This is a genomic window from Mesorhizobium sp. WSM4906 (assembly GCF_029674625.1).
Lineage (GTDB): Bacteria > Pseudomonadota > Alphaproteobacteria > Rhizobiales > Rhizobiaceae > Mesorhizobium.
This window is the reverse complement of record NZ_CP121355.1, coordinates 291,217-316,520: the sequence shown is the minus strand read 5'-3', so window position 1 is coordinate 316,520 and position 25,304 is coordinate 291,217. Positions and strand designations below refer to the sequence as shown.

Annotated in this window: 24 protein-coding genes; 19 read left to right on the top strand and 5 right to left on the bottom strand. The window is 64.6% G+C overall.

Translation table 11 applies throughout. From position 1 onward, the window contains the following. Positions 1-143 precede the first annotated feature (143 nt). Together QAZ22_RS01455 and QAZ22_RS01450 are read left to right on the top strand one after the other, a co-directional pair. A complete protein-coding gene (locus QAZ22_RS01455; protein ID WP_278205197.1) occupies positions 144-479 on the top strand; it encodes a hypothetical protein in 336 nt (111 codons plus the stop codon). A 280-nt stretch (positions 480-759) separates the two neighbouring features. Beyond that, positions 760-1,476, top strand: a complete 717-nt coding sequence (locus tag QAZ22_RS01450; protein ID WP_278205196.1) for a DUF2161 family putative PD-(D/E)XK-type phosphodiesterase — start codon at positions 760-762, stop codon at positions 1,474-1,476. Here QAZ22_RS01450 and QAZ22_RS01445 read toward each other — a convergent pair. Next, a complete protein-coding gene (locus tag QAZ22_RS01445) occupies positions 1,399-2,466 on the bottom strand; it encodes an alpha/beta hydrolase (RefSeq protein ID WP_278205195.1) in 1,068 nt (355 codons plus the stop codon). The genes QAZ22_RS01450 and QAZ22_RS01445 overlap by 78 nt on opposite strands. A gap of 139 nt (positions 2,467-2,605) precedes the next feature. Between QAZ22_RS01445 and QAZ22_RS01440 the strand changes: the two genes are divergently transcribed. Further along, positions 2,606-3,652 (top strand): AraC family transcriptional regulator, encoded by a 1,047-nt coding sequence (locus QAZ22_RS01440; protein WP_278205194.1) that lies wholly within the window; start codon positions 2,606-2,608, stop codon positions 3,650-3,652. Here the strand turns inward: QAZ22_RS01440 and QAZ22_RS01435 are convergent. After that, the gene (locus QAZ22_RS01435) at positions 3,605-4,552 is read right to left on the bottom strand and encodes a GlxA family transcriptional regulator (protein WP_278205193.1); all 948 of its coding nucleotides are present in this window, start codon (positions 4,550-4,552) and stop codon (positions 3,605-3,607) included. The genes QAZ22_RS01440 and QAZ22_RS01435 overlap by 48 nt on opposite strands. Before the next feature lie 87 nt (positions 4,553-4,639). Between QAZ22_RS01435 and QAZ22_RS01430 the strand changes: the two genes are divergently transcribed. The 10 genes from QAZ22_RS01430 to QAZ22_RS01385 all read left to right on the top strand — a co-directional run bounded on the left by QAZ22_RS01430 (position 4,640) and on the right by QAZ22_RS01385 (position 14,667). Continuing rightward, on the top strand, positions 4,640-5,347 hold the full coding sequence (locus QAZ22_RS01430; RefSeq protein WP_278205192.1) for a DJ-1/PfpI family protein: 708 nt from the start codon (positions 4,640-4,642) through the stop codon (positions 5,345-5,347). A gap of 239 nt (positions 5,348-5,586) precedes the next feature. Continuing rightward, a complete protein-coding gene (locus QAZ22_RS01425) occupies positions 5,587-6,318 on the top strand; it encodes a FadR/GntR family transcriptional regulator (RefSeq protein WP_278205191.1) in 732 nt (243 codons plus the stop codon). After that, positions 6,315-7,517 (top strand): PLP-dependent transferase, encoded by a 1,203-nt coding sequence (locus QAZ22_RS01420; protein ID WP_278205189.1) that lies wholly within the window; start codon positions 6,315-6,317, stop codon positions 7,515-7,517. The genes QAZ22_RS01425 and QAZ22_RS01420 overlap by 4 nt, the downstream gene beginning before the upstream one ends. Before the next feature lie 25 nt (positions 7,518-7,542). Next, the gene (locus QAZ22_RS01415) at positions 7,543-8,820 is read left to right on the top strand and encodes a sugar ABC transporter substrate-binding protein (protein WP_278205188.1); all 1,278 of its coding nucleotides are present in this window, start codon (positions 7,543-7,545) and stop codon (positions 8,818-8,820) included. A gap of 215 nt (positions 8,821-9,035) precedes the next feature. Then, positions 9,036-9,959, top strand: a complete 924-nt coding sequence (locus QAZ22_RS01410) for a sugar ABC transporter permease (RefSeq protein WP_278205187.1) — start codon at positions 9,036-9,038, stop codon at positions 9,957-9,959. Then, positions 9,959-10,807 carry a carbohydrate ABC transporter permease gene (locus QAZ22_RS01405; protein ID WP_278205185.1) on the top strand — a complete coding sequence of 283 codons (849 nt, stop codon included), beginning with the start codon at positions 9,959-9,961 and terminating at the stop codon, positions 10,805-10,807. The genes QAZ22_RS01410 and QAZ22_RS01405 overlap by 1 nt, the downstream gene beginning before the upstream one ends. 7 nt (positions 10,808-10,814) lie before the next feature. Next, on the top strand, positions 10,815-11,882 hold the full coding sequence (ugpC, locus tag QAZ22_RS01400) for a sn-glycerol-3-phosphate ABC transporter ATP-binding protein UgpC (RefSeq protein WP_278205184.1): 1,068 nt from the start codon (positions 10,815-10,817) through the stop codon (positions 11,880-11,882). A gap of 71 nt (positions 11,883-11,953) precedes the next feature. Continuing rightward, on the top strand, positions 11,954-12,439 hold the full coding sequence (locus QAZ22_RS01395) for a hypothetical protein (RefSeq protein WP_278205182.1): 486 nt from the start codon (positions 11,954-11,956) through the stop codon (positions 12,437-12,439). 194 nt (positions 12,440-12,633) lie between these two features. After that, the gene (locus QAZ22_RS01390) at positions 12,634-14,073 is read left to right on the top strand and encodes an aldehyde dehydrogenase family protein (protein ID WP_278205181.1); all 1,440 of its coding nucleotides are present in this window, start codon (positions 12,634-12,636) and stop codon (positions 14,071-14,073) included. Between the two features lie 12 nt (positions 14,074-14,085). Beyond that, positions 14,086-14,667, top strand: coding sequence for a DUF1349 domain-containing protein (locus tag QAZ22_RS01385; protein WP_278205180.1), 582 nt, complete (start codon positions 14,086-14,088; stop codon positions 14,665-14,667). Positions 14,668-14,694: 27 nt separating this feature from the next. On the opposite strand, the gene QAZ22_RS01380 is transcribed toward QAZ22_RS01385, so the two are convergent. Then, complete coding sequence (locus QAZ22_RS01380; protein WP_278207762.1) at positions 14,695-15,786, bottom strand: glycosyltransferase; 1,092 nt, start codon at positions 15,784-15,786, stop codon at positions 14,695-14,697. A gap of 261 nt (positions 15,787-16,047) precedes the next feature. Continuing rightward, complete coding sequence (locus QAZ22_RS01375) at positions 16,048-16,827, bottom strand: helix-turn-helix transcriptional regulator (protein WP_278205179.1); 780 nt, start codon at positions 16,825-16,827, stop codon at positions 16,048-16,050. Between the two features lie 164 nt (positions 16,828-16,991). On the opposite strand from QAZ22_RS01375, the gene QAZ22_RS01370 reads away from it, so the two are divergent. Genes QAZ22_RS01370 through QAZ22_RS01350 form a run of 5 tightly spaced genes read left to right on the top strand, consistent with a single transcriptional unit; the run spans position 16,992 to position 23,423 of the window. Further along, on the top strand, positions 16,992-19,079 hold the full coding sequence (locus QAZ22_RS01370) for a hydantoinase/oxoprolinase family protein (RefSeq protein ID WP_278207761.1): 2,088 nt from the start codon (positions 16,992-16,994) through the stop codon (positions 19,077-19,079). A gap of 13 nt (positions 19,080-19,092) precedes the next feature. After that, positions 19,093-21,288 (top strand): hydantoinase B/oxoprolinase family protein, encoded by a 2,196-nt coding sequence (locus QAZ22_RS01365; protein ID WP_278205178.1) that lies wholly within the window; start codon positions 19,093-19,095, stop codon positions 21,286-21,288. Between the two features lie 4 nt (positions 21,289-21,292). Continuing rightward, positions 21,293-21,799, top strand: a complete 507-nt coding sequence (locus tag QAZ22_RS01360) for an acetone carboxylase subunit gamma (protein ID WP_278205177.1) — start codon at positions 21,293-21,295, stop codon at positions 21,797-21,799. A gap of 7 nt (positions 21,800-21,806) precedes the next feature. Further along, complete coding sequence (locus QAZ22_RS01355; protein ID WP_278205176.1) at positions 21,807-22,577, top strand: glucose 1-dehydrogenase; 771 nt, start codon at positions 21,807-21,809, stop codon at positions 22,575-22,577. An 18-nt stretch (positions 22,578-22,595) separates the two neighbouring features. Then, the gene (locus QAZ22_RS01350; protein WP_278205174.1) at positions 22,596-23,423 is read left to right on the top strand and encodes an SDR family oxidoreductase; all 828 of its coding nucleotides are present in this window, start codon (positions 22,596-22,598) and stop codon (positions 23,421-23,423) included. Positions 23,424-23,482: 59 nt separating this feature from the next. Here QAZ22_RS01350 and betI read toward each other — a convergent pair whose 3' ends face one another. Further along, positions 23,483-24,121: a transcriptional regulator BetI gene (betI, locus tag QAZ22_RS01345; RefSeq protein ID WP_278205173.1), complete on the bottom strand. Its 639-nt coding sequence runs from the start codon at positions 24,119-24,121 to the stop codon at positions 23,483-23,485. Positions 24,122-24,253: 132 nt separating this feature from the next. On the opposite strand from betI, the gene QAZ22_RS01340 reads away from it, so the two are divergent. Next, a complete protein-coding gene (locus QAZ22_RS01340; RefSeq protein ID WP_278205171.1) occupies positions 24,254-25,270 on the top strand; it encodes an alcohol dehydrogenase catalytic domain-containing protein in 1,017 nt (338 codons plus the stop codon). Positions 25,271-25,304: the final 34 nt, after the last annotated feature.

Here is a 25,304-nt window from a genome sequence, read left to right as displayed (position 1 = left end):
CTTATCTCATGCTCGGCTTCGCGGCATTCGCGCTCGCCGCCTGCCAGTCGGCTCCCGAGGCGACGCCTCCTCCTCCGCCGCAACCTGCTCCGGCTGTCGTCGCGGCGCCTGCGTCCCCCGATTTGGCTGTCTTGGACAAAACCGTGGCGATCGTTCCCCCCGGCAAGGGCGTTCCGGCCAGATATGCCGCATTTTCAGGCATATGGGCCGGACGGCTGGATGGCATGTATGAAGGCAAGCTGGCCGTGCTGACGGTTTCTTCCGGCGGTCAGGTGACGGTCAGCTATGCCTGGGGTGATGTAGCCGACTACAAGCCGGGGGTTGCCGACGGCGCCGGCAGGATTGTCGGAAACACATTGAAGCTTGGGCGCCTGCCGAATGGCGCGGACGCCACCTTTACGATGCAGCCCGACGGAACGCTGGCCGCCACCTATGCGCTTGCCGGCCAGACCTATTCAGGCTCGTTCGCCAGGCAATAATCCACGGAGCCTGCTCGGCAATCGACAGGAACTTCCCCTCGGATCGATCCAATGCCGTCTCTTCCAACAGCTGGTCGTCGCTAAAGCATGTCTCCCGAAAGTGGGAACCGGTTTCGGGGCAAAGACATGCGTAAACCTAAAGCGCAGGGAGCGAACCTGAAAGATCGCGACGCGCTTTGGTCTGTCAGGCGTCGGTCCGCAAGCGGATCCGCCGAACAGCGGCGGAAACCTCACCTCCCTGTACTGGGTCGGTCAGCCGCGAATCGGCTATGCCTCTGCCATGCAGGAAACATCCCTCTATGCCCCGGTGAAGCGGTTCCTCGAGAGCCTGGACTTCACCGTCAAGGGAGAAGTCGGCGGTTGCGACATCGTCGGGCTGCGCGAAGGCGAGCCGCCCGTGGTCGTCATCTGCGAGCTGAAGCTGCAGTTCAATCTCGAACTCGTGCTGCAGGGCGTCGATCGCGCGGCGGCCTGCGACGAGGTCTGGCTCGCCGCCCGGATGTCGGCGCGCGGCAAGGGTCGCGAGCACGACCGCCGTTTTCGCGCGCTCTGCCGGCGGCTTGGCTTCGGCCTGCTGGCGGTCGACGGAAAGGGCAAGGTCGAGCTGCTGCTCAGCCCGGCCGCCGTGCCGCCCCGGCGCGACCCGAGGCGCCGCTCGCGCCTGGTCGAGGAACATCACCGCCGCAAGGGCGACCCGTCCATCGGCGGCAGCACGCGGCGAAAGCCCATCATGACCGCCTACCGGCAGGAGGCCATCGCCTGCGCCGCCGCCATGGCCGACGGCCCGAAGCGGCCGCGCGACCTCAAGGCTCTTTCGCCGCGCGCGGCCAGCATCCTGCTGCACAACTACTATGGCTGGTTCGCCAGGGCGGAGCGCGGCATCTACGCGCTGACCGAGCTCGGCCAGGCCGCCGTGCAATCACATGGGGTCCTTGAGGGTCCGCTGCAGGTCGCTCCGTATCAGGCCGACCAGCTCGGCGTGAAGCTCGGCGCGTGACCGGCTGCCGCCGTCGGCGCAGATAGGGTCGATTTCACCCGCGTCCTTCAGCAGCTCGGCGCCGCCTGGCTTGCATTCCTGCAGGAAGCTGAAATGGATGGCGCCGTTGACGGAGGCATATGTTCCTCGCGGCGTCAGCGCCGCCAGCTTGTCGGCAATCACCCCCTCGGGGATCGTATCGACACTGCCGAGATTGATGAAATCCATCGGGATCGTGATCGCCTTAAGGCTCGCGGCGTCGTAGGCCGGCGCAAGGCCGGGATCGACCAGCACGGCCGCTTTGACACGGGGGTCAAGGTTTGATTGGTCGAAGCGTGCCTTGTCGATCGTCCGCAGGTCGAGCTTGTCGACATGCACGACCGCGTCGTTGCGATAGCCGATGCCGCCCGCATACCAGGCGCAGTCCCATTTCTTGTATTCGTCACAATAGTGGGCATAGGCGTCGAGGCTGGCGCGGGCGCCGGCGATTTCCATCGCCGCGGCGCCGCCGAGCGAAAAGCCGAGCACGCCGATACTGTCGCCGTCGACGACGCTGCCCCATGTCGGGTCGGCCGTCATCGCGTCGATCACGGCCGAAAGATCCTGGGTGCGCTCCCACAATTTCGGCGTGTCGGCCGGGGTCGAGTCGCCGCTGGTCGTGCCGGGATGATTGGGGCCGGCCACGATGAAGCCCGCTCTGGCCAGTTCCGTCGCCAGCCAGGCCATGCCCTGCACGCGCCCGCCTGACCCGTGCGACAGCACGACCAAGGGAAAGCGCCCCTTGAGCGGTGGCGCATTCTTGAAGACCGGCACGCCCTTGAAAGCCTTGTTGTCGCCAAGCACGATGGCTTCGCCGCCGGCCTCGGCCGGATACCAGACGAACACCTGGAGATCGCGGCCGCGTTCCGGCGCGGCGATCGAAATCTCGCGCAGGCCGACTTCGGCGGCATGCACCGGTGCGACGGTCGCCACCACAAGCGCGGCGGCGGAGAGGATACGGGAAAGCGTCATGGGAAACCTCGCTTGGTCGAAAAGGCCGGGCGATGATTTGCCGATGACGCCTTTCTTGCGCGTCCTGGATCGCGATCGAGGTCGTTCTTGATCGCGATCTGGGCCATTATCCCGGCAGTCGATTGCTCTCGAGACTGCCGTGATTTTCGTTCCGCTGCCTTTCGTCGTTGCCCTGCTGCTGCTGATCCTGCTTGGCCGTATGCTGCGCGCCGAGCGGCCAAGTCGGCCATTCCTCGCCCTGGTTGGCCTGTGCGCCCTGCAATCGGTCTTCATCGGCCTGCGCTGGGGCTACGACATAACGGCGCTGCGCTATGTGCTGCCTGTGGTGGCAAGTTGCCTGCCGCCTTTGGTGCTGACAAGTTTTCGCAGCCTGATTCATCGCGGCACCGGGGACGCAAACGGCTTCCGCTGGCTGCATGCGGCTCCGCCTGCTCTCGTTCTGGCATTGCTGCCGTTGGCCCCGCGGCTGATCGATGCTGCGCTCATCGTGATTTTTGTCGGCTATGCATTGGCCGTGCTCGATCTCGGCCGCGCCGGACCCGATGCGCTGGACGAGGCGCGCTTCGACGGTGCGGTCGCCGCGCATCGGGCGCTCGTCATCGCCGCCTTGTCGCTCTGTCTATCGGCCTTCTTCGATTTCGCGGTCTTCATGGATTTCGAATGGAGCAGGGGCAAGAACGCAGCCTTCCTGGTCAGCAATGCAAATTTTCTCGGCCTGCTCCTCATCGGCCTGACGGCTATAGTCGCCGCTCGCGCGCGGGCCGAGCCCGTTGCCGCCGTGGAGGCTGCAGCTACATATGCGACGGCGCAGGACCGCCAGGTCCTCGACCGGATCCACAAGCTTTTGGTCGAGCAGAAACTCTCCCGCGACGAGAACCTGACATTGTCGCGGCTGGCACGCCGCGCCGGTGTGCCTGCCCGCCAGATTTCCGGCGCGGTCAACCGGCTGGCCGGCAAGAACGTTTCGCGATACATCAATGATTTCCGCATTGCCGAAGCCTGCCGGCTACTGCGTGATACCGATATGTCGGTGACAGCGGTGATGTTGGAATCCGGCTTCCAGACCAAATCGAATTTCAACCGTGAGTTCCGGCGTGTGACGGCGGCCAGCCCTGCCGGCTGGCGCGAGAAGGCACGGTCAGAACCGCTCGCGGTAATCACGCGGGTTGGTGCCGAGGGTGCGTAGAAAGCCGCGTCGCATCGTCTCTTCCGAGCCGAAGCCGCAGCGCCGGACCGTCTGGTTCACGGCCAGTCCCTGTTCCAGCATCCGTCGTGCGGCCTCGATGCGGATCTCTTCGACCGCGCGGGCGGGTGTCCGACCGGTTGCCTCCCGATAGTGCCGCGAGAAGCTGCGCGGGCTCATATTGGCGCGTTCGGCCAGTTTCGGCAGCGAAAGGTCGCTGCCCAGGTTTTCCAGAATCCAGCCATGCAGCTTGTCGAAGCGCCCATCGCCATCCTGCAGCTTGAGTGTCTGGCTGAACTGCGCCTGGCCGCCTGGGCGTTTCAGGAAGACGACCAACTCGCGCGCCACCGCAAGCGCCACGCGCCGACCAAGGTCGGCCTCGACGAAGGAAAGGGCCAGATCTATTCCCGCCGTCACGCCGGCGGATGTCCAGACATTGCCGTCGCGAATGAAGATCGGATCGGGTTCGAGGCGGACCGCAGGAAATCGCCGGGCGAATTCCGCGCAGCGCCCCCAATGGGTGACCGCGCGACGGCCATCGAGGAGACCGGTCGTCGCCAGCAGCATGGCGCCGCTGCAGACGGAAGCCGTTCGCCTGGCGCCGCGCGAGCGGCCGATGATCCACTGGACCAGTTGAGGATCCTCGCAGGCCGCGTTGACGCCCCACCCGCCTGGCACGATCAGCGTGTCGATCTCGGCATCGGGCGGCGAGAGTGCCGCAGTCTCGAGCACGAGACCCGCCGACGTTCTCACCCGCGGTGAAGCGGCGACGACCACGACCTCGTACGCCGCTGGCTCACCGGCCTGCAGCATGAAGTCGTTGGCGCTGGCGAAGACCTGAAGTGGCCCACTGACGTCGAGGAGCTGGACGTCGGGGTAGGCAAGAACTTCGATGCGGCGCATTGATTTGGCCTGAAACGAGGGATGATTGGCGATCGCGCCAAAGCATGATGCCGTAGATTGCTTGGAGTCAACCTCAAGGAGATTTCCATGACCCTTCGTTTCGGCATCCTCGTGTTCCCCAATGTCCAACAGCTCGACCTCACCGGCCCTTACGAAGTCCTGGCATCGGCAAAGGGCGCCGAGGTGGATTTGATCTGGAAGGACCGCAATCCGGTGATGTCGTCGACGCGACTGGCCATCAACCCGACCGTGACCTTCGACGATTGTCCGCCTCTGGACGTGCTGTGCGTTCCGGGCGGAGGAGGCGTCAACGCGCTGTTGGAGGACCAGGCGGTCCTCGATTTCGTGCGGGAGCGCGCGGCGCAGGCGCGCTATGTCACTTCGGTGTGTAGCGGTGCCCTGGTGCTCGGCGCGGCTGGGCTGCTCAAGGGCAAGCGGGCGACGACACATTGGTATGCGCATGACTTCCTTGAAGAGTTCGGGGCGGTGCCCGTCGATGCGCGAATCGTGGAGGACGGCGGGCTGATCACCGCCGGCGGTGTCACCTCGGGGATCGATTTCGGCCTGGCGCTGGTTGCGAGGCTCCTCGGCCAGGCCGAAGCCGAAACGGTGCAGCTCTCGCTCGAATATGCCCCGACTCCTCCTTTCCGGTCGGGCACGCCTGCCGAGGCTCCGCCGGCTGTCCTGGCGCAGGCAAAGGACCGGCTTTCGGCCTCGCGGCGGGCTCGCGAGGAAATGTTCGCCCGCTGGCGCGGCGCCCGCACGGCCGCCACGCCGGCGCGCAGCCGCGGCTAGAGCAATTCCAGGAAAGTATGAAACGCTCAGGCTCGGCGACTTCGCCGCAGCCTCCGTTCGGAATTGCGTCAAAACGACGAGATAGAGTGGTTTCCGTGAACGGTGAACCACTCTGAGCCGATCGGACCGAATGGCGCATCTCCGCGCCGTTCGGTTCTGTCCCGATTTCGGTTGTTGACTCTCAATTCGGCCTGTGCAGAAATTGGTTGGACCATTGAACCACTTTAGGTCCCGCCGGTGTGACAGACAGCCTCCCGCCCATCCAGACGACCGCCCGCGATGACGCGGTGCTGAAGGCGTTGGCCGGCTTTGTCAGGCAGGAGGCGCTCGGGCCCGGCGAAAAACTGCCGACCGAGCGTATCCTGGCCGAGCGTCTCAAGGTCAGCCGCAACACGGTGCGCGAGGCGCTGACGCGCTGGGAAGGGCTGGGTCTCGTCGAGCGGCGGCAGGGCAGCGGCACCTATCTCAAGGCCGCCGTCTCGCCCGACATGCTGCACATGCCGCTGACGCTTGCCCGCGGCAACGATTTCGCCGGCCTGATGTCCACGCTGGAGATTCGCCGCGCGCTGGAGGCGGAGGCCGCCGCGCTCTGCGCCATTCGCGCCGGTAAGGCCGAGCTCGTCGAGATCGAGCGCAAGCTCGATATCATGGAAGAGGCCTTCCGCACCCGCGACGGCATGTCCTCGGAGGAGGACTGGGAATTCCACCAGGCGATCTTCCGCGCCTCCGGCAATCCGCTGTTCGAACAGATCATCGCCGCCATGTATGAGCTGTTCCATCGCTTCTGGGAACATCCGCTCGGCGTGCGCGATTTCGGCCACGCCAGCTTTCCCTACCACCGCACCATTTTCGACCGCATCGCCGCGCACGACCCGGAGGGAGCCCGCGCCGAGGCACTGAAGCTCATCGCCACCGTCGAGGACGACCTGAAGCGCGGTGCTGCCAACCTCAAACTTTCGGACCGCAAATGAACGAGCAGCCCACAAGCTTCGACCCGGCTTCCCTGGCCAGCGACTATCTCGGCGAGGCGGCGACGCTTCTGGCGCATGACGATCCCTTCCCCGGCGGCGCGGTGGTGCCGCCGATCTACCAGACCTCGCTGTTCACCTTCGACAATTATGCCGACATGGCCGACACCTTCGCCGGCCGCCGTCGCCAGCCGATCTATTCCCGCGGCGACAATCCGACGGTGATGGAATTCGAGGCGCGCGTCGCGGCGCTCGAAGGCGCCGAGGCAGCTAGAGGCTTTTCCAGCGGCATGGCGGCGATCAGCGCCACCGTGCTCGCCTTCGTCGGCGCCGGCGAGCGTATCGTTGCCGTGCGCAACTGCTATGGCGACGCCTACCGTCTGTTCGAGCGCCTGTTTCCGCGTCTCAACATCAAGGTCGACTATGTCGACGGTTCCGATCCGGACGCGGTTGCCGCCGCACTTCCAGGCGCCAAGCTGCTCTATCTCGAAAGCCCGACCTCGATGATGTTCGAGCTGCAGGACATTGAGCATTTGACGCGGCTGGCGAAGGAACAGGGCATCGTCACTTCCATCGACAATTCCTGGGCCACGCCGGTGTTCCAGAAGCCGATCGCGCACGGTGTCGATCTGGTGCTGCATTCGGCCTCGAAATATCTCGGCGGCCACAGCGACACCGTCGCCGGCGTCGTGGCGGGCTCCGCCGCACATATCAGGCACATCAACGAGCAGACCTACTCCTCGCTCGGCGGCAAGCTCTCGCCCTTCGAAGGCTGGCTTTTGCTGCGCGGCCTGCGCACGCTGCCGCTGAGACTGCCGCATCACATGAAGAGCGGTCTGACCCTTGCCGAGCGGCTCAAGGCGCATGGCCAGGTCGAGCGGGTCAATCACCCCGCCTACTCCAACCATCCCGGCAAGAAGACGCTCGCCGGCTATGCCGGGCTGTTCTCCTTCGAAGTCACGGAGGATGTCGACATTCCGGCTTTCGTCGATGCGCTGAAGCTCTTCCGCATCGGCGTCAGCTGGGGCGGCCATGAAAGCCTGGTCGTGCCGGCAAAGGCCTCGCTCGAGCAGACGCCGGGTCTCAATTCGATGGCGCGCTTCGGCGTCAGCCCCCGAACCATCCGCTTCAATGTCGGATTGGAAAATGTCGAGGACCTCTGGGCGGACATCGCCCAGGCCTTCGAGAAGTCAAAAAAATAAGGTGTTCAAAATGGGAGTTCCGAACATGAAAAGACTGACGTTCATGCTTGCCGCCGTCGCCGGCTTGGCGATCTCTGCCAGCAGCGCGCTCGCCGACACCACCGTCAAGATGGTCGAGGTCATCACCAGCCCGCCGCGCACCGAATTCCTGAAGAAGCAGATTGCCGAGTTCGAGCAGGCCAATCCCGGCATCAAGGTCGAGCTCGTCTCGCTGCCCTGGGGCCAGGCCTTCGAAAAATTCCTGACTATGGTGCAGGCAGGCGATACACCCGACGTCGTCGAGATGCCGGAGCGCTGGATGGGACTTTACGCCAATAACGGCCAGCTCGAGGATCTTGGCCCCTACATGGCTAAGTGGGACGACGCCAAGACGCTGGGCGACCGCGCCAAGCAGTTCGGCTCGACCGTCAACAATACCCAGTTCATGATCCCTTACGGCTACTATGTGAACGCGCTGTTCTGGAACAAGAAGCTGTTCAAGGAAGCGGGCCTCGACCGTCCGCCGGCAACCCTCGACGAGTTCGTCGAGTTCTCGAAGAAGATTTCGGCCATTCCCGGCAAATACGGCTACTGCCTGCGCGGCGGCCCCGGCGCCTTCAACGGCATGCACATGTTCATGAACATCGCCGACGGCAAGGGCGGCTATTTCAGCGACGACGGCACCTCGACCATCAACGACGAGGGCTCGGTCAAGGGCCTGCAGATGCTGGCCGACATGTACAAGAACGGCCTGGCGCCGAAGGACGCCGTGAGCTGGGGCTTCAACGAGACGGTGACCGGCTTCTATTCCGGCACCTGCGCCATGCTCAACCAGGACCCGGACGCGCTGCTCGGCATCGCCGACAAGATGAGCGCCGACGACTTCGCCGTCGCGCCGCTCCCCGTGGGCCCGAGCGGCAAATCCTACCCGACCCTGGGCTATGCCGGCTGGGCGATGTTCGCCAATTCCCAGCACAAGGACGAAACCTGGAAGCTGATGGCGACGCTGCTCTCGCCCAAGGACAATCTGGAATGGGCCAAGGAAGTCGGCGTCATCCCGATCCACAACGGCGCCGACCAGGACGCCCATTTCAAGACTGAGCAGTTCAAGGGCTGGTTCACCGAGCTCAGCGACAGCTCCAAATATGAAATGGTGACGCCGCCGACGCATCTGGAAAACCTCGGCAACTTCGTCGACCAGGTGGCGATCAAGAACTTCCAGGAAGTGCTGCTCGGCCAGAAGCCGGCCAAGCAGGTGGCCGACGAATGGGCCGCGTTCCTGACTAAGGAGCAGCAGGCCTGGCTGGCCAAGAACAAGAAGTAAGCGCGGCCTTACCTTCTCCCGTTTACGGGGGGAAGGTGGCCCGATGAGGGGCAGCGCCATACCTTCGTAAGTTCGCGCCGCCCCTCATCTGCCTGCCCTCCTACGCGGCAGCTGCGCTGCAGCTACGGAGGGTGAACCGGCATCTTCTCCCCGTTGAACGGAGCGAAGGGGCTGTCGCTTACGCCGCATCACCCATCACCCGTAGAGCCAAACTTATGACCTACGCAGTGTCCGAAATCCGATCTGCCGCCCGGCCGCGCAAGAAGCGGCTGAGCAAGGCGGCGATCGAGCCTTGGCTCTATCTTTCGCCGGCTATCGTCCTGCTGGTCGTGGTGCTGTTGGTGCCGCTGATCATCGGCATCAGCTATTCCTTTCGCAAATTCTCCGCCTTCAAATCGGAATATGTCGGGCTCGGCCAGTATCAGGCGATGCTCTCCGACGCCGTGCTCGGCCAGGCGCTGATCAACACGCTGTGGTGGACCGTCGCCAGCCTGTTCTTCCAGTTCTTCCTCGGGCTCGGCCTGGCGCTGCTGCTCGACAAGCCCTTCTATGGCCGCAGGATAGTGCAGGCGGTGGTGTTCCTGCCCTGGGCGGTGCCGTCCTTTCTGTCGGGACTCACCTGGGCCTGGCTGTTCAACCCGATCATCGGGCCGCTGCCGCACTGGCTCTTCGCGCTCGGGCTGAAGGCGGAGCCCACCAACGTGTTGTCCGACCCCGCCACCGCCATGTGGGGACCGATCGTCGCCAACATCTGGTTCGGCGTCCCCTTCTTCGCCATCACGCTGCTCGCGGCGCTGAAGTCGATCCCCGCCGAACTGCACGAGGCGGCGGCCATCGATGGCGCCTCTCCCTGGCAGCGCTTCACCAAGGTGACGCTGCCGTTCCTGGCGCCGACCATCGTCATCACCGTCATGCTGCGCACCATCTGGATCGCTACCTTCGCCGACCTGATCTTCGTCATGACCGAAGGCGGGCCGGCGGGCTCGACCAGCACCGTGCCGGTCTACATCTATGTCAGCGCCTTCAAGTCGCTGGACAAAGGTTACGCGTCCGCCGTCGCGGTGCTGCTGCTTGTCCTGCTGATCGCCTACGCCATTGGCCTGATCGCCATCCGCCGCACGCTTGTGAGGCATGTCTGATGATCGCCGGTCGCTCCACCTCCTCGCGCATCGCCGGCGGCGCCGGCCTTTACGCCGCGATCGCCGCCTATGTGACCTTCGCGCTGTTCCCGATCTTCTGGACGCTGAAGATCTCGGTGACGCCAGAGCGCCTGCTCTATTCGGAAGGCATCACCTTCTGGCCGTCGGAGATGACTTTTCAGAACTTCGCCACCGTGCTCGAAGCCTCCGATTTCCCGCGCTATTTCCTGAACAGCGTCATCGTCTCGGTGTCGACGGCGGCCCTGGTGACGGTCATTGCCACGCTGGCCGGCTACGCCATGTCGCGCTTCACCTTCCGTGGCAAGGCGACTTTGGCCATCCTGCTTCTGCTGACCCAGACCTTCCCGCTGGTCATGGTCATCCCGCCGATCTACCGCATCATGGGCGATCTTGGCCTCACCAACAGCCTGACCGGCCTGATCATCATCTACACCGCCTTCAACACCGCCTTCGCCACCTTCCTCATGCAGTCCTTCTTCGACGGCATCCCGAAGGACCTGGAGGAGGCGGCGATGATCGATGGCTGCACGCGGGCCCAGGCGATGCGCAGGGTCATCGTGCCGCTCACTCTGCCCGGCATGGGCGCGACGCTCGGCTTCGTCTTCACCGCCGCGTGGAGCGAGTTGCTGTTCGCGCTGATGCTGATCTCCAGCGACGAGCAGAAGACCTTCGCCGTCGGCCTGCTCACCTTCATCGGCAAGTTCGCCGTCGACTGGGGGCAGATGATGGCCGCCTCCATCCTGGCGCTGATCCCGGTCTGCGTCTTCTTCGCCTTCCTGCAACGCTATCTCGTCACCGGCCTCACCGCCGGCGCGGTCAAAGGATAAAAGAAAGATGGCTTCCGTCACGCTGCAACATGTCGAGAAGGACTATGGCGCGCTGCGCATCCTGCACGGCGTCGATCTCGAGATCGCCGACGGCGAATTCGTCGTGCTGGTCGGCCCGTCCGGCTGCGGCAAGTCCACGCTCTTGCGCATGATCGCCGGACTTGAGGAGGTTACAGGCGGCGAGATTCGCATCGGTGAGCGCCTGGTGAACGATGTCGCACCCAAGGATCGCGACATCGCCATGGTGTTCCAGTCCTACGCCCTCTATCCGCACATGGACGTCTCCTCGAACATGGGCTTCAGCCTGATGCTGAAGAAGGCCGAGAAGACGACGATCGACGGCAGGGTCGGCGCCGCCGCCAAGCGGCTCGGCCTTGAAAGCTTCCTCGGCCGCTTGCCGCGCCAGCTCTCCGGCGGCCAGCGCCAGCGCGTCGCCATGGGCCGCGCCATCGTGCGCGATCCGAAAGTCTTCCTGTTCGACGAGCCGCTGTCGAACCTCGACGCCAAGCTGCGCGTCCATATGCGCGCCGAGATCAAGGCATTGCACCAGCAGCTCAAGACCACTTCGGTCTATGTCACGCACGACCAGGTCGAGGCGATGACCATGGCCGACCGTATCGTCGTCATGCATGATGGTTACGTGCAGCAGGTCGGTCATCCGCTGGAGCTCTACGATCGCCCGGCCAACACCTTCGTCGCCGGCTTCATCGGCTCGCCGGGCATGAATTTCTTGCCGGCGAAGGTCGTCAAGGGCGGTAAGGTCGATGCCATGCTCGCCGACGGCCAAAAGCTCAGATTGCCGGACGGCCTGCCGCTGAAGGACGGCGACGCGCTCACCGTCGGCCTGCGGCCCGAGCATATCCGGCTGGTGGATGACGGCGCGCTGAAGGCCGAGGTCGAGGTGGTCGAGCCGCTTGGCCTGTCGACGCAGTTCTATGTCAGGCTGGCCAGCCAGCAGGTCTGCGTCTTCGTCATGGGCCGCAGCGACGTGAAGCCGGGCGACACGATCCGGCTCGCCGCCGATCCGGCGGCGCTGCATCTGTTCGACCCGAAGAGCGGCGACCGGATCGGCTAGCTGCCGGGTCGATGCGAGGCTTCCTCGTAAGCTAAAATCGTTCCCGTTGATTCGTCTCGACAGGGAACGGCATGAGCAAGGCTCTCGGCACATTCGCATTGGTCACGGTTCTGAGCGCCTTGCTGATGGCGCTTTCGCTGGCGGTCGCCAGACACGGCTATCCGTATGGCGCCTTCGGCATGAAGCGCCTCGACGGCATTGCCGATGCGGCGTCCTTCCTCGCCATAGCCGCCATCTATTTCTTCTGCGCGCTGCTGATGATGGTCCTGCCCATCCGCGCCGCCGGCGTCGTGCTCACCCACGCCGCCGATGCGATCTTCTGGGCAACGATCATGCTGTTCGCCACCATCGTCGGCTCGCTTCTCGCCCGCTGGGCGTTCGGCCAGCATGACGTGCTCTGGGCGCTTCTCAACTGGCGCTTCCTGTTCGTCGTGGCGATCGTCGCAGCGCATCTCACCATGAACGAGCTTCGCCGCAACATCCTGCTCAGAAGCCTGTTCTTCGTCGTCTTCGCCGCGGCGACGCTGGCCTGCCTGTTCTGGTCGTTTTCCGTCTGACGCCCTCAGGCTCCGCGTCGTGACAGGTAGTCGCGGACGCGGTCGATGGACTTCCACCGCCGCGCTCCTAGGTTTATCGAAGGTCTCGGGTAGACCTTTCAGCGGACAATGCGTATATCATTTGTCTGACAAATGACCGGCGCCTTGCCGCCCCAGCCGATCTCGAAGAACAAGCCAATCTCGAAGGAATGAAGATGACCGTGCTCCGCAAGAACCTGATCGACGGCGAGTGGCTGGGCGAGGCCGGCTCGCGCAACATCAACCCGTCGAACACCAACGACGTGGTCGGCGAATACGCCTCGGCCCGGCCGGAGGAAGCAAGACAGGCTATCGCGGCCGCCAAGGCGGCCTTCCCGGCCTGGTCGCGCTCCGGGCCGCTGGCCCGCCACGCCGTGCTGAAGAAGACCTCCGACGAGATCATGGCACGCAAGGATGAGATCGGCCGGTCTCTCGCCCGCGAGGAAGGCAAGACGCTCGCCGAAGGCGTCGGCGAAACCATCCGTGCGGCGCAGATCTTCGATTTCTTCGCCGGCGAGACGCTGCGCCTTTCAGGCGAGATGGTGCCGAGTGTGCGGCCCGGCGTCGGCGTCGAGATGACGCGCGAGGGAGTCGGCGTCGTCGGCATCATCACGCCGTGGAATTTCCCGATCGCCATTCCCGCCTGGAAGATCGCGCCTGCGCTCGCCTACGGCAATACGATCGTCTTCAAGCCTGCCGAACTGGTCCCCGAAAGCGCCTGGACCATCGTCGACATCCTGCATCGCGCCGGCCTGCCCAAGGGCGTGCTCAACCTGGTCATGGGCAAGGGCTCGGTGGTCGGCCAGGCGATGCTCGACAGCCCCGACGTCAACGCCGTCTCGTTCACCGGCTCGGTCGGCACGGGCAAACGCGTCGCCGCGGCAAGCGTCGAGCACATGCGCAAGTTCCAGCTCGAGATGGGCGGCAAGAATCCGCTCGTCGTGCTCGACGATGCGGACCTGGCCGTGGCCGTCGATTGCGCGGTCAACGGCGCCTATTTCTCGACCGGACAGCGCTGCACGGCGTCCTCGCGCCTCATCGTCACCGAAGGCATCCATGACCGCTTCGTCGACGCCGTGAAGGAGCGCCTGGACAAGCTGGTGATCGGCGACGCGCTGGATGCCAAGACGCAGATCGGTCCGGTCGTCGACCAGACTCAGCTCAAGCAGGACGAGGACTATATCGCCATCGGCCGCCAGGAGGGCGCCGAGCTCGCCTTCGGCGGTGAGCGTCTGGAGCGCGGCACGCCAGGCTTCTATCTGCAGCCGGCGCTGTTTGTCGGCTCCAGCAATGCGATGCGCATCTCGCGGGAGGAAATCTTTGGTCCGGTGGCCAACGTCATCCGCGTCAAGGACTATGACGAGGCGCTGGCAGTCGCCAACGACACGCCGTTCGGCTTGACCTCCGGCATCTGCACGACCAGCCTGAAGCACGCGACGCATTTCAAGCGCAATTCCGAGGCCGGCATGGTGATGGTCAACCTGCCGACGGCGGGCGTCGACTTCCATGTGCCGTTCGGCGGCCGCAAGGGCTCGAGCTATGGTCCGCGCGAGCAGGGCCGTTACGCCATGGAATTCTACACCACCGTGAAGACGGCCTACACGTTCGCCGGCTGACGTGCGAGCTCGATGATGTCGGATCTTGCCGGAATGACTTGGCTCAACCCGCCGCCACACCATGCGCTGAGTGACGGGACGCTCCATGTTCGCACCGGCAGGGAGACCGATTTCTGGCGCGAGACCTTCTACGGCTTCCGGCGCGACAACGGCCATTTCCTCTACCGGCCGGTCGCGGGCGACTTCAGCGCCGAGGTCACCGTAAAGGGCGACTACAAGGTGCTTTACGACCAGGCCGGGCTGATGATGCGGCTGAGCGAAACGCACTGGATCAAGGCCGGCATCGAATACACGGACGGCCTCGCCTATTTTTCCGTCGTCGTCACCAATGACAGGTCCGACTGGTCGCTGGTCGCCATTCCCGCGGACCCGGATGGTCTCCGGATCCGCCTGACCCGTCACGCCGAGGCGATCCGCATCCAGTATCGTGACGTCGCGGACGGCCATTGGAAACCGGTACGGTTGGCCTATTTCCCGTCCTCGCGTAGCGTCGATATCGGCGTGATGTGCTGCTCGCCGCAGCGCGAAGGCTTCGAGGCCAGCTTTTCCGACTTTGTGGCTGGTCCGCCGATTTCCAGGGAATTGCACGACTGAGCAGGCGAAAAGTCGGCTTTCCTTTCGTCATCGGACCGCGCCGTCCAGTCCCAGCCCATGGCGCACCGCATCGCGGATCGCTTCCGGCCCGAAACGGGACCATGCGCCGTCATGGGCCCGGGCGCGCAGGCTGACGATACGGGCGCGGTCCTGGCAGAGCTCGATCGCCAGGCGGGCAAGGTCTTCGTCACTCTCGGACAGCAGCACCTCTTCGCCCTCGATCAGGCCGAGGCCCTCCACCGCCAGCGGCGTCGCGATGACCGGGACCCCCCAGGCCATGGCTTCGAGTATCTTGATGCGCGTCCCGCCGCCCATGGCGAGCGGGACGATGGTGAGATGAGCGGCGGACAATAGCGGTCTGACATCGCCGGGGTCCTCGATCAGGCTGACTCCGTCCAGCCCTGCCAGGACACGAGCGGACGGCTTGGGCGAACGGCCGGCGAGAACGAGTTTCGCCATGGGCAGCCTCTCGCGGATGCGCGGGAGGATGGCGTGGGCCAACCGTTCGGCCGCGCCGATGTTCGGCTCGTAGCCCAGATGGCCAACATAGAGGATAAGCGGAAAGCCGTCGGAGACGGCAGGCTGTGGCGGCAGCGACTTCGGCATCGCGCCGGGGCGCGGGATGCCGTTCGGCACGACATGGACGGGAATTCGGGGGTGGACGACCGCTTCCAGCCGCTCTCCGTCCAGCTTCGAGCAGACCCAGATCCGGTCGACGATGGAGGCAGCCTTTTTCTCGAGCGGCCTGACACCGGAGGAAAATGGCCGCCAGCTCTTCTTGCGCGGCAGCTGGTCGGCGAGATCCGATTCGACATTGTGCATGTCGAGGATGAGTTGCCGGGCCATCGGCCGCAGAGGTGCGAGAAGCTTGAACAGCGCAACGCCTTCGACGACGATCGTGTCCGGGCGAAAGTCCTGCACGAGCGCCTTGAGGCGCGCCAGCATCGGAAGCGATATCCGGCTCTCGCCTCGGACCCTTCGCCAGCCAAGCGAGGGCGCGCGCTTGTCGGAGTTGTTGCCTAGCTCAACCAGACGGATGTCCAGACCGTCAGGTTGTGCCTCGCTGGTCCGCGGCACGAGCGATGCCAGGCAAGCCGGGCCGAACGCGGCGGCGGCCATGGCATTGCCGAAATTCCTGAGGTCGCTGCCGGACGTTGGCGGAAAGGGCGGGTCGTGGCAGACAATCAGCGTTCGTCGCAAGCCAGTCTAACCCCGCTCCAGCCGTCGGACGGCATTGTCGAAACGACTCCGGGCCTGCATCCGCCCTTGTTCCCTGCCCAATTCTCAGCGATCTGCCTTAGCCGGACATTTCCGTCAACCCGCGATGCTTGGCCCGCGATGCTTGGCCTTGCGCGATCCTCGCCACTCCGCGCCCGCGGTCTAGGCATCCATGCGGTGCTGGAAGAATTGCAGGAACAGCTCTCGCTCGGTGGTGATGTCGAGCTTTTCATAGATGCGGCGACGGTGGTTCTTCACCGTGCCGACGGTGATGCCGAGCCGCCCGGCGATGTTGGCGGTCGGGTGTCCGGCCAGGATGAGCTGCACCAGCTCGCGCTCGCGCGATGAAAGCTCGGGCCACAGGCTTTCCGGTATTCTGGGTTTCTGCTGCGGTGATGCGCCGGGACCGGTCGGCTCCGAGGTCCGGGAAAAGTCGCTGCCGCGCGCCTTGATGTCCAGCGCATGCAGGGCTTCGAACACCGGCAGCCGTTCGGTGAGCAGCGCGATCTCGCTGTCCTTGAACGACACGGTCGAGCGATCGAGGAAGATGCCGAGGCACCAGTCGCCGCCATCGGCCAGCATGATGCCCACCTCGTCGCAGATCTCCGACTGCGCCAGGAAGCCGGCTATGTACTGGCCGCGCTTGGCTTCCTCGTCGGCAAGGCCCTTGAGCGGCATGATGCCGAGCCGCCGCTCGCGCCGCCACGAGGCGTAGAAGGGATCGAAGACGTAATAATTGTCGAGATAGCGCCGCACCATCTCGTCGGAGAAGCGCCGGTGCTTGACGAATTCCGGCGTCTTGGTCGCCGAATAGCGCGTCACCGTCACCAGATCATGCGCGATGTCGGTGCCGATCAGGTCGATCAGGCAGTCGACATGCCGGTCGGTGCCGGTGGCGGCGATCGCCTTGGTCAGCGGCGCCCAGATATTGCCCATACGCATGCCCTTTTCTCGGCGAACCCAGCCGCGCGGTCATTGTGTCTTTAGGCATATGGCGCGATCCGGTTCTGGGAATCTAGCCTGCGGTCACTCTCGGCAAGGGAAGGCGACCCGTGGACCAGATCACCACCAACCCCATCGTCATCGGCATCGACGCCGGCGGCACCATGACCGACACGATCCTTGTCGATCAGGACGGCCACTTCAAGATCGGCAAGTCGGCGACCACGCCGAAGAATGAGGCCGAGGGTTTTCTCGCCTCGGCCGAGGACGCGGCGGACGCCTGGGGCATCTCGCTGCAGGACCTGTTCTCGGGCGTCAACGTGGTGCTCTATTCCGGCACCGGCATGCTCAACACGCTTTTGTCGCGCACCGGCCGCAAGCTTGGGCTGATCACCACCAAGGGCCTCGAGGACATGATCCTTATGGGTCGCGGCCTGCAGGCCTGGGCGGATTATTCCTATGCCGATCGCCTGCACGCGGTCACCCACCATCATCCCGATCCGCTGGTGCCGCGCCGCCGCACCCACGGCGTCACCGAGCGCATCGATCAGTTCGGCGACGTCATCCTGCCGCTCTACGAGCACGAGGTGCATGCCGCCGCCAAGACGCTGATCGCCGACAAGGTCGAGGCGATCTGCATCATGACCGTCTTCTCTCACGTCAATCCGGCGCATGAGAAGCGCATCGCCGAGATCTGCCGCGAGGAGATCGCCTCCGCCGGCGCCGATATCCTAGTCTACACCAGCCATGAGGTGCGTCCGGTCATCCGCGAGCAGTCGCGACTGAACTCGGTACTGATCGAGGCCTACGCCACCTCGCGCGGCCGCAGGCAGCTCAAGGGCATCGAGGACGTTTCGAAGAAATACGGCTTCAAATATGGCGTGCAGACGCTGCTCTCCTTCGGTGGCCTGACCTCGATCAACCATCCGCGCTTGCACGAGACGATGATCTCCGGCCCGATCGGCGGTATCCTCGGCGCGGCCTATGTCGGCAAGCTGATCGGCAACGACTCGCTGATCTGCTCGGATATGGGCGGCACGTCCTTCGACATGGGCGTGATCACGCGCGGCCAGACGCGGATCGAGAACGAGCCGCTGATGGACCGCTTCAAGCTCAACGTCCCGACGCTGCATCTCGACACCATCGGCGCCGGCGCCGGCATGATCCTGAAGGTCGATCCGCTGACGAGAAAAGTCTCGCTCGGGCCGGAGAGCGCCGGCTCCGATCCCGGCCCGATCTGCTTCGCCAAGGGCGGCACCGAGCCCACCATCGCCGACTGCGACGCCATCCTGGGCCGTTTGAACCCGCACTATTTCCTCGGCGGCAAGGTCGTGCTGCAGGTCGAGAAAGCGCGAAAAGCCTTCGAGGAGAAATGCGCCCGCGTGCTCGGCGTCGGCGTCGAGGAAGCCGCCGAAGGCATGATCGACATGCTGGAGGCCGACGCCAACAACGCGCTGCGCCGGGTCATCTCCGGACAAGGAATCCATCCGTCCGAATTCACGCTTCTGTCCTATGGCGGCTCCGGCCCGCTGCATCTCGCCGGCTGCTCCAGGGGCATCGGCTTCAAGGATATCATCACCTTCCAGTTCGCCGCCGCCTTCTCGGCCTTCGGCTGCACCACCGCCGATTTCATGCGCCGCCATTCGGTGTCGACGCAGATCGACATCGGCGCCCGCGCAAGCGACGATGAGCTGCAGGCCTTCGGTGCCAGGGTCACCGCCGTCTGGAACGACCTGACCAGGGCCGCGATCGACGAGATGGTCGCGGACGGGCATGCGCTTGATAAGATCAAGACCGTGCCGTTCCTGATGATGCGCTACACCGGCCAGCTCGAGGACGTCGAGGTGATGGCGCCCCTGTCGGCGATCAATTCGGCCGAGGACATGCGCAAGGTCGTCGCCGAGTTTGAGGCAGTCTATGCCAAGGTCAACCACCGCGTCTCGCGCTATGGCGAGGTCGGCTTCTCGATCACCGAGCTCGGGCTGATCGCCACCGCCGACAAGGTGAAGCCGATGCTGGTCAGGCGTCCGCTCGGCAAGTCCGACCCCGCGTCGGCTCACAAGGGTATGCGCGAGGCCTATATCGGGGGCCGCTGGCACAAGGCCAATCTCTACGAGATGGACCTGCTTCAGCCCGGCCATGAGGTCATCGGCCCGGCCATCATCGAACATCCGGCGACGACGCTCGTCGTCCATCCGCAGGACCGCGTTTTCGTCGACGAATGGACGCTGCTCCACTACTCCCATGCTTGAGAAGGCGAACGCCATGCTGGACAAACCCGCTTCCGCGCTCCGCATCCGCGAACGGCTGATCGAATCCGAACGGCTGATGGACGAGACCGGCTGCTATGACGGCATCACCGAGCTCGAGCTGCGCAAACAGGATCCGCTGAAGTTCGAGACGCTGCACACCAAGCTGCGCGCCTACTGCGTGTCGGCTCGCGAGATGGCCCGCCGCATCTCCGCCTCGCCCGGCGTGCGTGAGGTCGGCGAGATGGTCGTCGCCATCTACACGCCCGAAGGCGACGCTATCGCGCTCTCCAACGGCATCATGGTGCACGTGCATACGATGAGCCGCTTCATCAAATGGATGATCCGCAACGGCTACGAGGAGAACCCGCAGATCCGCGATGGCGACATCTTCGCCAACAACGACGCCTTCATCGGCACCGTGCAGGTGCCGGACGTGATGGACGTCGTGCCGATCTTCCACTCGGGCAAGCTGGTCGGCTGGGCCGGCGCCGTCTGTCACGAACTGGAGGCCGGCGGCATCACGCCGGGCGGCGACGTGGCGCTGGCGCAGGAACGTTTCACCGAGGGCCTCTTCGTCTGCGCCGAGAAGGTCGGCGAGAACGACGAGCTCAGGCGCGATTACGTCATCCGCTGCGAGCGCAATCTCCGCATGCCGATCTACTGGGTGCTGGACGAGAAGGCCAAGGTCGCCTCCTGCATCGACATGCGCGAAAGCGTCAAGGCGCTGATCGACGAGATCGGCCTCGACTACTGGATGCAGGTGTCGAAGGAGTTCATCGAGGAGGGCCGCCGCGCCCAGCTCTCCCGCACCCGCCAGCTCACCGTTCCGGGCATATATCGCGGCCACACATTCTACGGCCACGTCACCGCCGGCAAGCCCGGCTACCAGCCGCTCGGCGATCCCGACTGGCTCTACAACATCCCGATCGAGATGGAGATCACCTCGGACGGCAAGATCGTCATGGACTTCGAGGGCACGCAGCCCTGGGGCTACCATTCGATGAACTGCACGCCGGCCGGCATGGATGGCGGCATGTTCGTGACGCTGACCCAGCACATGAACTTCGAGGGCCTGGTCAATGACGGCGCCTGGATGGCGACGGAGCTGAAGCTGCCCAAGGGCACCTGGACCAATCCGGACAACGAGATGGTGGCGACCGCCACCTCCTGGGCGCTGCTGCTCCCTGCCTATGGCGTCTTCCAGCGGCTGTTGTCGCGCTCCTTCATCGCCCGCGGCTTCGTCGAGGAGGCCTTTGTCGGCCAGGTCAACAGCCCGATGATCGAGATGGGCGGAGAGAGCCAATACGGCACGCCCTTCGGCATGGCGCATTTCGAATGCGCCGCCGCCGGCTCCGGCGCCTTGGCCATCAAGGACGGGCTCGACACCGCCTATGTCGGCTGGAATCCGGAATCCGACATGGGCAATATCGAGATATGGGAACAGAACATGCCGATGCTCTATATCGGCCGCTCGATCGTTCCCAATTCCGGCGGCGCCGGCAAATATCGCGGCGGCTGTTCCTTCCTGTCGACCTGGCTGGTCTCGAAGACCGACCATCTGCGGCTGGTGACCTCCGAGCATTCCTCCCGGGTCTTCGACAATGGCGGCCTGTGCGGCGGCTATCCAGCGCCGACTTGCCAGAAGCACCGCGCTGTCCGCGACAGCAATATCTTCGAGCTTGCCGAAAACCGCGCGCCGCTGGCGCACCACACCGGCACCAACCCGTACCGCTCCGAACTCGAGGTCCGGCTGGAAGGCGAGCATGTGACGCTGGAAGGGCCCTACATCACCGCGCCGCACAAGACCGGCGACGTCTTCACCCACTCCTACAATGGCGGCGGCGGTTACGGCGACGTGCTGGAGCGCGATCCCGTAAAGACCGCCTGGGACGTCGAGAACGGCTTTCTCACCAAGGAAGCGGCTGAAGGAATCTTCGGCATCGTGCTCGACGAGGACGAAGAGGGCTTCCCGGTCGCCAATCTCGAAGCCACTAAACGCCATCGCGCCGAGATGCGGGCAAAACGCCTGGCGCGCGCCAGGCCGGTTTCGGAATGGATCGCCAAGGAGCGCGAACGGGTGAAGGCGGCCGATTTCGCGCCCGAGGTGCAGAAGATGTACGCAAGCGCAATCAAGCTTTCGCCGCGCTTCACAAAAGACTTTTCGGCCTTCTGGGACGTCGACGCCAAATCGACCTTCGGGGTGGAGTAAGGACATGACCTCATACAGCAAGGAAGTCATCGCCGATCTGGTTGCCGGCACGCTGCCCTGGCCGCAGACGCGCCGTATCATGAGCGCCTACAAGGACGACGACCGCTTCTTCAAATATGTCGCGGTGCTGCAGGACCGCGTCGGCTGGAGCGACCCGATCCTGCTTCCCGTCGGCGATCACCTCTTCATCTGCCAGAGCGGCGACGAGCGGGTGACGAAATGCGAATGCGGTCATTCCTTCGGCGACTACCGCAAGAACTGGAAGCTCAAGGCGGCGATCATCGTGCGCGACAGCGAGGAATCGTTGCGAGAGATCTACCCCAACAGCGACCTGCCGGATCCGGAATGGATGGAGATCCGCGAGTTCATCTGCCCGGAATGCGGCACGCTTCACGAGGTCGAGGCGGCCGCCCCCGGCTATCCGATCGTGCATGATTTCGAACCCGATCTCGAAGGTTTTTATCGCGACTGGCTGGGCAAGCCGCTGGAGCCAGCTGACAAGGGAGGCTGATGCCGTAATGGGCCGCGTCGCGGGCAAGATCGCTTTGGTCACCGGGGCCGGGCTCGGCCTCGGGCGGGCGTCGTCGCTCCTTCTCGCATCGGAAGGCGCCAAGCTGCTCGTCAGCGACATCGACGAGGGGCTCGCCGGCAACACGGCGGCCGAGATCGTCGAGGCGGGTGGCGAGGCGTTGGCGCTGCGCCATGACGTGTCGAAGCCGGAAGACTGGTCCGCCGTCATGACCGCGATCGAGCAGCGGTTCGGACGGCTCGACGTGCTGATCAACAATGCCGGCATCGCCATCGCCAAAAACGTCGAGGACACGTCGCTTGAAGAATGGCGGCGCACCATGGCGGTCAATCTCGACGGCGTCTTTCTCGGCTGCCAAGCAGGCATCGGGCTGATGAAGAAGTCCGGCGGCGGATCGATCATCAATCTTTCCTCGATCGACGGCATCATCGGCGAGGCCGAGCTTGCCGCCTATTGCGCCTCCAAGGGCGGTGTGCGCACGCTGACCAAGGCGGTAGCCGTGCATTGCGCCGAGCAGCGCTACGGCATCCGCTGCAACTCCATCCATCCCGGCTATATCTGGACGCCGCAGACGGAAAACTATCTGCGCGACCTCGGCACGCTCGAGCAGCAGAAGGCCAAGGCGCTGTCGCGCCATCCGATCGGCTTCCTCGGCGAGCCGACCGATATCGCTTACATGGTCCTTTATCTCGCCTCCGACGAATCCAAATTCGTCACCGGCTCCGAAATGGTCGTCGATGGAGGCTATCTTGCAGTGTGAATATGGAGACCGTCCGCGATGACCAATCTCACCGGCCGCAGCGCCATCGTCACCGGTGGCTTTTCCGGCATGGGCTTCGCTATCGCGACGGCGCTCGCCAAGGCAGGCGCCAATGTCGCGGTCGGCTCCTATGTCGCGCCGCCACAGGCAGGCAGGGCGGACGCGGCCTATTATCCCGGCGCGGACGAGATCGAGCGCGTCCGCGCGGCACTCGGGGCGCACGGCACCAAGGTTCACGCAGCGCATCTCGACGTCCGCGACAGCGCGCTCACCAACCTCTTCTTTGCCGAGGCCGAGGCGGCCGTCGGTTCCGCTGGCATCCTCGTCAACGCCGCCGGCACGACGGCCGAGCAGCCGGTCTGCGGCCATTCCGACGAGTTGTGGGACAAGATCGTCGACACCAATCTCACCGGCGCCTTCCGCACCACGCGAGCCGTGCTGCCCGGCATGATCGAGCGCGGCTGGGGCCGGATCATCAACATCGGCTCGACGGCGGCTTCCGTCGGCTGGAAGGATAATCCCGCCTATTGCGCCTCCAAGGCCGGCCTGCTTGGGCTGACCCGCTGCGTGGCTTTGGAAGGGGCCCCGCATGGCGTCACCTGCGTGATGATCAGCCCGACCTGGGTCGAGACCGAGCTTATGCGCCGCAACGTGGCGCAGGTCGTCGAGCGCGAAGGCAAGGGCCGCAGCGTCGAGGACGCGATGGACGAGTTCCGGAAGGCCAACCCCCAGGGGCGCATGCTGCAGCCCGACGAGATCGCGGCGCTGGCCGTCTTCCTCTGCTCGGATCTCGCCAAGGGGATCACCATGGAAAATATCCAGATCACCGGCGGAGCCCTATGGTGAAACCCGCGCCGATAGAAAGAGCGTGTAACCGGTCGCAGACGGCGACGCATTCCAAAACGTCAGGCCGCCCGCAGCTGAAGCCTTTTCAGCTTCGACACCATGCCCGCGCCAAGCATCTTTTCCGAATATTCGACGAGCAGCGCTCTCGCCTCCAGATGCGAGATGGCGTCGTCGGAATGGCCGCGCCGCAGCCAGAACCCGTCGAGCATCGCGGCAAAGCCGCGTACGAAATGGTCGATCTCCTCTCTCGACCACAGCGGCGAAAGCGCCGAGCCGATATTCGACCGCAGCCGCTTGTAGAACAGCTCCTGCAGCCGGGCATAGCGCGGATTGTGCGCCGCTTCCGCGTAGAACGAAATCCAGGCATTGGCCGTGCTGCGCTCGAACTTCTCCTCCGGAAAATTGCCGTCGACGATGGCCGTCAGGCGATCCCAACGGGTCTCGGCCTGACGCAGATTGACCACCACCGCGTCCATCAGGACACGATTGGCGTACCGCACCATCTCGAACAGCACCTGGTCCTTGTCCTTGAAATAATAGGTCAGGATGCCCTGCGACATGCCGGCCTCGTGGCAGATGCGGGTGGTCGTCAGGCCCTTCAGGCCGTCGCGCAGGAAGATCCGGTGCGCCGCCTCGATCAGCTCGACCCGCCTGATGTCCTCGATGCGGGTCCTTTGTTTCTTTGTCCTGGTCGCCATGAGTTTCGTATATCCGACGAAATTTTTGTACGCTCTAACAAATTTTTCTATTGTCATATAATTTTGGCAGGCCTAGGCTGCCAAGGCAAGCAGATGCCTTACGGACTATCGATGACGTCGCACCAACAAACGATGCGGGCCGCGGTCCTGGGCAGGTACGGCGAGCCGCTCGACGTTACCAGCGTGCCTCGTCCCGTCGCCGGCCCCGGTCAGATCCTGGTGCGGCTGCAGGCCTGCGGCGTCTGCCACACCGACGTGCACATCTGGCGAGGCGAGAGCGTCCCGCCGCATGCGCCTTCCCCCTTCGTCATGGGCCACGAGGGCATCGGCCGCGTCGAGGCGATCGGCGACGGCGTCAGCGGCTGGGCGTTGGGCGATCGTGCCGGCGTCCCCTGGATCCACGACACCTGCTGCCGTTGCGACGAATGCCTGGATGGCTACGAGTCCTTCTGCCAGCACCATCGGGCGCATGGTCTGAACGTGCCCGGCGCCTTTGCCGAATATGTCGTTTGCGACGCCAGGTTCGCGGTAGCGTTGCCCGAGACCGTCGACCCGGTGACCACCGCGCCGGTGATGTGCGCCGGCATCACCGCTTACGGCGCGATGAAGCGGGCCGGGCTGAGGGCAGGCGAGACCGCCGTCATCTTCGGCTGCGGCGGCCTCGGCCTCTATGCGGTGCAGATCGCCAGTCGGCTCGGCGTCAGGGTGCTCGCGGTCGATCGTGATCCGGCGAAGCTGGAGATCGCCCGCCGCCACGGTGCGGCGGAAACCGAAATCGCCGACTCCGGCCTCTCTTCGCGCCTTGCCGCCAAGGCTGAAAAATATCACGCCTGCATCAACTTCGCGCCGACCACGGCGACCTGGGACGCCATGCTCGCGGGCATCCGCCCTCGCGGCAGGGTCATCGCTGCCGCCATGGTCTTCCAGCCGGTGCCTCTGATCCAGGAATGGCTGACGGCCACCGGCGTCGTCATCACCGGCACCAGCGTCGGCACCAGGCAGGAGATGCGCGAGCTGGTCGCCATACACGCGGAGAAACCTCTCGAAACCCTAGTCGAGACCATCAGGCTGGACGGAGTCTCGGACGCGCTCGCCGCGCTTGAAAGAGGCCAGTCGAAAGGCAGGTTCGTCATAAGCTTCACCGACTGATCGACAGTGTCCTGCGGCCGGGCGCGCAGCGAGA